The organism is Streptomyces albidus (ex Kaewkla and Franco 2022), from assembly GCF_013870515.1.
GTDB lineage: Bacteria > Actinomycetota > Actinomycetes > Streptomycetales > Streptomycetaceae > Streptomyces > Streptomyces albidus.
The window spans coordinates 1-6727 of the sequence record NZ_JACBXA010000288.1 but is presented as its reverse complement, the minus strand read 5'-3'; the positions used below and the strand labels follow the sequence as shown (position 1 = coordinate 6727).

At 70.7% G+C, this 6727-nt stretch carries 7 protein-coding genes; 1 reads left to right on the top strand and 6 read right to left on the bottom strand.

The genetic code is table 11. From position 1 onward, the window contains the following. The coding region (locus H5J26_RS26810) for a hypothetical protein (protein ID WP_181768551.1) at window positions 1-680 on the bottom strand (680 nt) is incomplete at its 3' end. 140 nt (window positions 681-820) lie between these two features. Between H5J26_RS26810 and H5J26_RS26805 the strand changes: the two genes are divergently transcribed. Next, window positions 821-1180 (top strand): chorismate mutase, encoded by a 360-nt coding sequence (locus H5J26_RS26805; RefSeq protein ID WP_181768550.1) that lies wholly within the window; start codon window positions 821-823, stop codon window positions 1178-1180. A 169-nt stretch (window positions 1181-1349) separates the two neighbouring features. Here the strand turns inward: H5J26_RS26805 and pyk are convergent, their stop codons facing one another. The 5 genes from pyk to H5J26_RS26780 all read right to left on the bottom strand — a co-directional run. After that, window positions 1350-2786, bottom strand: a complete 1437-nt coding sequence (pyk, locus tag H5J26_RS26800) for a pyruvate kinase (RefSeq protein ID WP_181768549.1) — start codon at window positions 2784-2786, stop codon at window positions 1350-1352. A 170-nt stretch (window positions 2787-2956) separates the two neighbouring features. Further along, complete coding sequence (locus tag H5J26_RS26795) at window positions 2957-3676, bottom strand: SIMPL domain-containing protein (protein WP_181768548.1); 720 nt, start codon at window positions 3674-3676, stop codon at window positions 2957-2959. 39 nt (window positions 3677-3715) lie between these two features. Next, window positions 3716-4084 (bottom strand): VOC family protein, encoded by a 369-nt coding sequence (locus H5J26_RS26790; RefSeq protein WP_181768547.1) that lies wholly within the window; start codon window positions 4082-4084, stop codon window positions 3716-3718. Between the two features lie 64 nt (window positions 4085-4148). Continuing rightward, window positions 4149-5723, bottom strand: a complete 1575-nt coding sequence (locus H5J26_RS26785; RefSeq protein ID WP_181768546.1) for a SidA/IucD/PvdA family monooxygenase — start codon at window positions 5721-5723, stop codon at window positions 4149-4151. After that, window positions 5720-6727 (bottom strand): pyridoxal phosphate-dependent decarboxylase family protein (locus tag H5J26_RS26780; RefSeq protein ID WP_235981161.1); only part of this gene is annotated, 1008 nt, incomplete at its 5' end. The genes H5J26_RS26785 and H5J26_RS26780, both read right to left, overlap by 4 nt.

The window sequence follows — 6727 nt, the reverse complement described above, 5'->3', positions numbered from 1 at the left end:
GGCGGGCGCGTCTCGTCCTCCCGGGCCAGCGCGCTGCCCTCGACGTACGCCTCGTACGCCTGCGGGCTGGTGAACCACACCGCCGGGTCCTCGCCGAAGACGGCGGCCCTCTTCGCCAGCACGTAGCCGTACTCCTCCGGCGTGAGATAGCCCAGTTTCTGCGAGGTGACCTCGTCCTGCCGGAAGGCGTCCAGCAGCAGCCAGCCCGCACCGAGATAGGCCGCCGCCGTGTCGGTGAGGATCTCGTTGTCCCGGGTGCCGTGGAAGGCCAGGCCCAGGCGGTGCAGGTAGACGTGCATGACCTCGTGCGCGAGGGCCGCCCCGATGTCGCGGCGGTGACGCTTGAAGCGGGAGTTCAACTCGATGAAGTACTCGGGGCCCGCGGCGAGTTCGACGTGTGCGGCGTTCTCCATCTCGCGGAAGCTGACGATCATCCGCGCATCCGGCAGCCGGAGGTGCTGGACCATGACGCGCGCCACGCGCTGCACACCTGCGTAGAGGTCCTCGTCGTCGGAGAAGGCCACGTCGCTGGGCACGACGCTGCTGTCGAACTGCTGCACGGTGTCCCAGGTGACCGCCTTGTAGAGCGCGGTGATCGCGGCGCGGACGGTCTGCAGATGCGGGAATCCGCGCTCGACGGGGTCAGCGGCGGGCCGGCCCTGCGCGTCGCGTGCCGTCATCGACACCACCCCCGGTTCTCACGGTCACTGTCACTGTACGTTCGCGACAGCCGGTCCCGGCGAGGAGGAAGCGACGCCGTCGGCGACGTCGGCATAGGCTCGCACCGCCCGGCACCACCACTCCCACCTGGAACGGCAGCATGGCGAAGACCCACGGCACCCCGACCGGCCCCAGCGGCGGCGGCGCGAGCGAGAGCACAACCGAAGGCATCGAGGATTCGGTACGGGCCGAGCTGGTCGAACTGCGCGACAGCATCGACAACATCGACGCCGCGGTGGTGCACATGCTCGCCGAGCGCTTCAAGTGCACCCAGCGCGTAGGCCGCCTCAAGGCCGACCACGACCTGCCCCCGGCCGACCCGGCCCGTGAGGCGAGTCAGATCGCCAGACTGAGGGAGCTGGCCGTCAGCGCGAAGCTCGACCCCGCCTTCGCGGAGAAGCTGCTCAACTTCGTCATCGCCGAGGTCATCCGCCACCACGAGACGATCGCCAGGACCTGACAGCCCCTCGGGCAAAGGCGGCCCCTGGCCACGGCCCGTCACCTGTCACGGCCGCGTCGGGACCTGACAGCCCGAGCCTTCGGCCGGCTCCTGGCCACGTCCCGTCGGGCTCCCGTCACGCCCTCGTCAGTCGTGCCTGGTCAGGTGGTGCCTGGTCAGTGGGCCCCCGTCACGGCTTCGGGGAGTCGTCCTCGCCGATGTGGTGGACGCGGACCAGGTTCGTCGATCCGGGAACCCCGGGAGGCGAGCCCGCAGTGATGACGACCAGGTCGCCCTTCTCGCAGCGCCCCAGCTTCATCAGCTGCTCGTCGACCTGGTCGACCATCTCGTCCGTGCTCAGCACCGTCGGACCCAGGAAGGACTCGACCCCCCACGTCAGGCTGAGCTGCGCACGCGTGGCCTCGTCCGGTGTGAAGGCGAGGACCGGGACGGGCGAGCGGTAGCGGGACAGGCGGCGCACGGTGTCGCCGGACTGGGTGAAGGCCACCAGGAACTTCGCACCGAGGAAGTCGCCCATCTCCGCTGCCGCTCGCGCCACCGCACCACCCTGTGTGCGGGGCTTGCTGTGCTCCGTCAGCGGGGGCAGGCCCTTGGCCAGCTCGTCCTGCTCCGCGGCCTCGACGATGCGGCCCATCGTCTTCACCGTGTCGACGGCGTGCTTGCCGACGCTCGTCTCGCCGGAGAGCATCACCGCGTCGGTGCCGTCCATCACCGCGTTCGCCACGTCCGAGACCTCGGCTCGCGTCGGCCGTGAGGCGTCGATCATGGATTCCAGCATCTGCGTGGCCACGATGACGGGCTTGGCGTTACGCCTGCAGAGCTTGATGGCACGCTTCTGCACCAGCGGCACCGACTCCAGCGGCATCTCGACGCCCAGGTCGCCGCGCGCCACCATCACTCCGTCGAAGGCGTCGACGACGGACTCCAGGTTCGTCACGGCCTGCGGCTTCTCCAGCTTCGCGATGACGGGGAGGTGCCGGCCCTCCTCCGCCATGATCCGGTGCACCTCCTTCACGTCGTGCCCGCTGCGTACGAAGGAGAGCGCGATGACGTCGGCGCCCGTGCGCAGCGCCCACCGCAGGTCCTCGACGTCCTTCTCGGAGAGGGCGGGCACGGAGACGGAGACCCCCGGCAGGTTGAGGCCCTTGTGGTCGGAGACCATGCCGCCCTCGATGACGACGGTCTTCACGACGGGGCCTTCCACCGAGACCACTTCCAGCGTCACGCGGCCGTCGTCGACGAGGATGCGCTCTCCCGCCGAGACGTCCGCGGCCAGCCCGTCGTAGGTGGTGCCGCAGCAGGAACGGTCGCCCTCCATCTCCTCGACGGAGATGGAGAATTCGTCGCCGCGTTCAAGCAGTACCGGTCCCTCGCGGAACCTGCCGAGACGAATCTTCGGACCTTGAAGATCAGCGAGGATGCCGACGCTGCGGCCGGCTTCCTCCGAAGCCTTGCGCACGTGGTGGTAACGCTCTTCGTGCTCGGCGTGAGAGCCGTGGCTCATGTTCAGGCGGGCCACGTCCATACCGGCGTCGACGAGCGCTTTGATCTGCTCGTACGAGTTGGTGGCGGGGCCCAGTGTGCTGACGATCTTTGCGCGGCGCATGCTCCGAGCCTACGACTTACCCATGGGTAGAGACCGGCGCGCAAATGACTCGTCAATGCCCTTTGGCGGAAGGGACATTGACAACTAATAAAGTGGGCAACCGCTCGCTCTGATGAGCGGGGCCGGCCATTGCTCTCGCACCGGCACCGATGCTCTGCGCCACCGCCTCGTCACAGAGCGGGGCGGGTCATCAGGAAGCGGGCGTTCACCTGTGCCTGCACCCTCTGTCGCTTCGGCTCCAGGTCCAGTGCCGGTGCGGCACCCCCGGCGGGCGGCCCGCCGTAGGAGGCGGAACGCATGCCGGCCGGAGCCGGGGGCGGCGCGCTCTCCGCGCCGAGATCCGCGAGCTCCAGCAGTGCCACCAGCTCGGCGCCCAGTGCCCCCGCGTACTCCCTTGCCCGGGTCACCGCCTCGCGCACCGCCTGCTGCCGTGCCTCCCGGTGGGCGGGGGAGTCGGTGCGCAGTGCCCACCACGGCCCGTCCACCGTGGTCATGTCCATATCCGCGAGCCGCGTCGTCATCTCGCCGAGCGCGGTGAAGTCCGCCACCGTCGCCGAGATGTGCACCCGCCCGTTGTAGGTGCGCACGCGCTCCCGGCGGCCCTTCTCCGAGAGTTCCGGCGAGACGGAGAACGCGCCGGTCGACAGCTTCTCCACCGCTTCCCCGTAGCCCTTGAGTAGCTCCAGCACCTCGGAGTTGCGGCGCGTCAGCGACTCCAGTGCCTCGCGCCGGTCGGTGCCTCGCACGCTCACCTGCACTGCGATGCGGGCGATCTCCGGGTCGAACTCGAGGCTGGCCTCGCCGCGCACGGCGACTCGCGGCTCGTCCGCGGTGCCGTAGGGGAGAGGGCCGGTGACGGAGGGGTCGGACGTACCGGAGTCGTAGGTCATACGGTCACTCTTGCAGACCCGCACCGGCCCTCGCCGGGATCAGGCAGGGCTGTGGCAGACCGCCTCGACGTTGTTGCCGTCCGGGTCGCGGACGAAGGCCCCGTAGTACGTCTCGTGGTACTCGGGCCACACCCGCGGCGCGTGCAGCACCTCGGCGCCGGCCTCGACGGCCGCCTTGTGGAAGGCGTCGACGGTGGCACGGTCGGGGGCGGCGAACGCGATGTGCGTTTCGCGGGCGCGCCCCGCTGGGTCGGCGGGGCCCAGCCAGAAGGCGGGGGCCTTGCTGCCGTAACCGATGACGTCGCCGAAGTCGAGAACCCGGCCCGCGCCCAGGGGCGCAAGCACGGCGTCGTAGAAGGCCGCTGCGGCGGCGGGGTCCTGCGTCTGAATCGAAATGTGATCGAACATCCCTGCAGTCTTCCACCACGGCGCAGGCTTGTCAGCTGCTTCCGGCGCCTGCTCGCCGACGGCCTCAACTCATGCGCAGCGGACGGAATTGCGCATCCCCCCGGTCCGCACGCACCGCCACGCCGGGAGCCCCGTCGGCGAGCGAACCCTCAGGGCGCAGCCCGAACGTCGTGAACGCCGTACGCCGAGGCAGGCGGTAACGCTCCTGCCCGGAGACGGAGTTGAGGATCACCGCGCTGCGATGTGCCGCAAGCCCCAGATCCGGGGCACCGACGCCGTGACTGTGCCGCTCGGCGTTCTGTACATGAACCGCCCCTGTCACCGACCGGTCCGTCACCACCCGGTAACGCTCGTCCACGACGATCCGCCCCGACGCGTCCCGCCGCAGCCACGGCTCCAGCGAGGCCAGCACGCCGTCCAGCGGACGCTCGCGGTAACCCGTCGCCAGCACGACGGCATCCGTCACCAGCCGCGTCCGCACGTCCTGCTCCAGCTGCTCCAGATGCAGCTCCACCCTCGTGGCGCCCACGCGCCCGGCCGTACGGACGGCCACACCCGGCGTGATCACCGCATCGGGCCAGCCCCCGCCCAGCGTGCGGTGGTACAGCTCGTCATGGACGGCGGCGAGGGTGTCGTGATCGACCGCCTTGTGCAACTGCCACTGCCGCGGCACGAGAGAGTCCCTCACCGGCTCGGCCAGCCCGTGGAAGTAGCGGGTGTAGTCCGGCGTGAAGTGCTCCAGGCCCAGCTTGCTGTACTCCATGGGTGCGAACGCGGCGCTGCGCGTGAGCCAGTGCAGACCCTCCTTCCCGGAAGGCCGGCGCCGCAGCAGGTCCAGGAAGACCTCCGCCCCCGACTGGCCCGACCCGACGACCGTGACATGGTCGGCCGCCAACAGCCGCTCACGGTGGTCGAGATAGTCGGACGAGTGGATGACCGGCGCACCTGCTCCCGTCGAGGCCGCCAGGGAACGCAACGGCTCCGGCACGTGCGGTGCGGTGCCGACCCCGAGCACCAGATTGCGCGCGTACGAACGGCCGGGCGGCGCGGAATCCTCAGCGTCCAGCCGCGTGAAGTCGACCTCGAACAACCTGCGTTCAGGGTTCCACCGCACGGCATCCACCCGGTGACCGAACTGGAGGCCCGCACCGGCCCCCAGACCCTCACTCACCCAGCGGCAGTACGCGTCGTACTCGGCGCGCTCCATGTGGAACCGTTCGGCGAAGTAGAAGGGGAAGAGCCGGTCCTGGGACTTGAGATAGTTGAGGAAGGACCAGGGCGACGCCGGGTCCGCGAGGGTCACCAGGTCGGCCAGGAACGGCACTTGGAGCGTCGCACCCTCGATGAGCATGCCGGGATGCCAGCGGAAGCCCGCACGCTGCTCGTAGAAGGCGGTGCGCAGACCGGGAACGCCGTCGGCCAGGGCCGCGAGGGAGAGGTTGAACGGCCCGATGCCGATGCCCGCCAGATCGAGGGGCTGCCGCACCGAAGCACCCGTAGCCCCCGTTGTCGCAGCCTTCCCGCTCGTCCTGGCCGTCCCGGCCGCAGTGCGCTGCCCGGGCAACGCGTGGGAACGCCCCGCCTTCCCGGCCCCGTTCCGGGCGACGCCGTTCGTACCGTGATCGTCGGCTGTGGTCATGAGCGGCGGCTCCTCGCGGCTTGGGCGGCGTCAGGGGCGGTTGACACGGGAGGTGACGGGGGCGCGGCCGGGAAGCTGGCGCGGGACGCGCCGGCAGGGCTGGTTCGGGACGCGTCGGGGGAGCCGTCGGCAGGGCTGGTGCGTGGCGCGCCGGGAGGGCTGGTTCGGGAGCCGTCAATGGGCGCGGCCGGGATGCTGGTGCGGGACGCGTCGGGGGTGCCGTCAGGAGGGGCGCTGCGCGAGCCGTCAATGGGCGTGGCCGGAGCGGCGGTTCGTGCGGGCCAGGCGTCGTGCACGAGCTTGAGCAGGGCGTCCAGATCGCTCGGGCCCGTGTGCGGGTTCAGCAGGGTGGCCTTGAGCCACAGACCCCCGTCCTCGTCACCGGCACGGCCCAGCACCGCGCGCCCCTCGACCAGCAGACGACGCCGGATCTCTGCGACCGCGTCAGCGCCCGCACCCGCCGGGCGGAAGAGGACGGTCGACAGCTCGGGCATGCCGAACAGCTCGAACCGCGGGTCAGCATCGACCAGTTCGGCGAGCCGCACAGCCACATCGCAGGTCTGCTCCACGAGTGCCGCCAGCCCGGCACGGCCCAGGGCGCGCAGTGTGACGGCCACCTTGAACACATCGGGACGGCGAGTCGTACGGAGGGAGCGCCCCAGCAGGTTGGGCAGCCCGGCAGCCGTGTCGTCATCGGCGTTGAGGTAGTCGGCGCGGTGGTCCAGGGGCCTCAGCGCGCCCCGGTCCGGCACCACGAACACCCCGGCTGCGACCGGCTGCCAGCCCAACTTGTGCAGGTCCAGGGTCACGCTGTCGGCACGCTCCAGCCCGGCGAGCCGTGAGCGCAGCCGACCGCTGAAGAGCAGCATGCCGCCGTACGCCGCATCCACATGCAGCCGCCCGCCTGCCGGCCCCGACGGAAGCCGCTGCCCGTACTCCCGTACCACGTCGGCCAGTTCATCCAGGGGGTCGACGGCGCCCGTGTCGGTGGTGCCCGCCGTCGC

Bases quoted from the DNA above. Each gene is read 5' to 3' on its own strand.
- H5J26_RS26805 (WP_181768550.1), top strand. From the start codon at position 821: ATGGCGAAGACCCACGGCACCCCGACCGGCCCCAGCGGCGGCGGCGCG.
- pyk (WP_181768549.1), bottom strand. From the start codon at position 2,786: ATGCGCCGCGCAAAGATCGTCAGCACACTGGGCCCCGCCACCAACTCG.
- H5J26_RS26795 (WP_181768548.1), bottom strand. From the start codon at position 3,676: ATGACCTACGACTCCGGTACGTCCGACCCCTCCGTCACCGGCCCTCTC.
- H5J26_RS26790 (WP_181768547.1), bottom strand. From the start codon at position 4,084: ATGTTCGATCACATTTCGATTCAGACGCAGGACCCCGCCGCCGCAGCG.
- H5J26_RS26785 (WP_181768546.1), bottom strand. From the start codon at position 5,723: ATGACCACAGCCGACGATCACGGTACGAACGGCGTCGCCCGGAACGGG.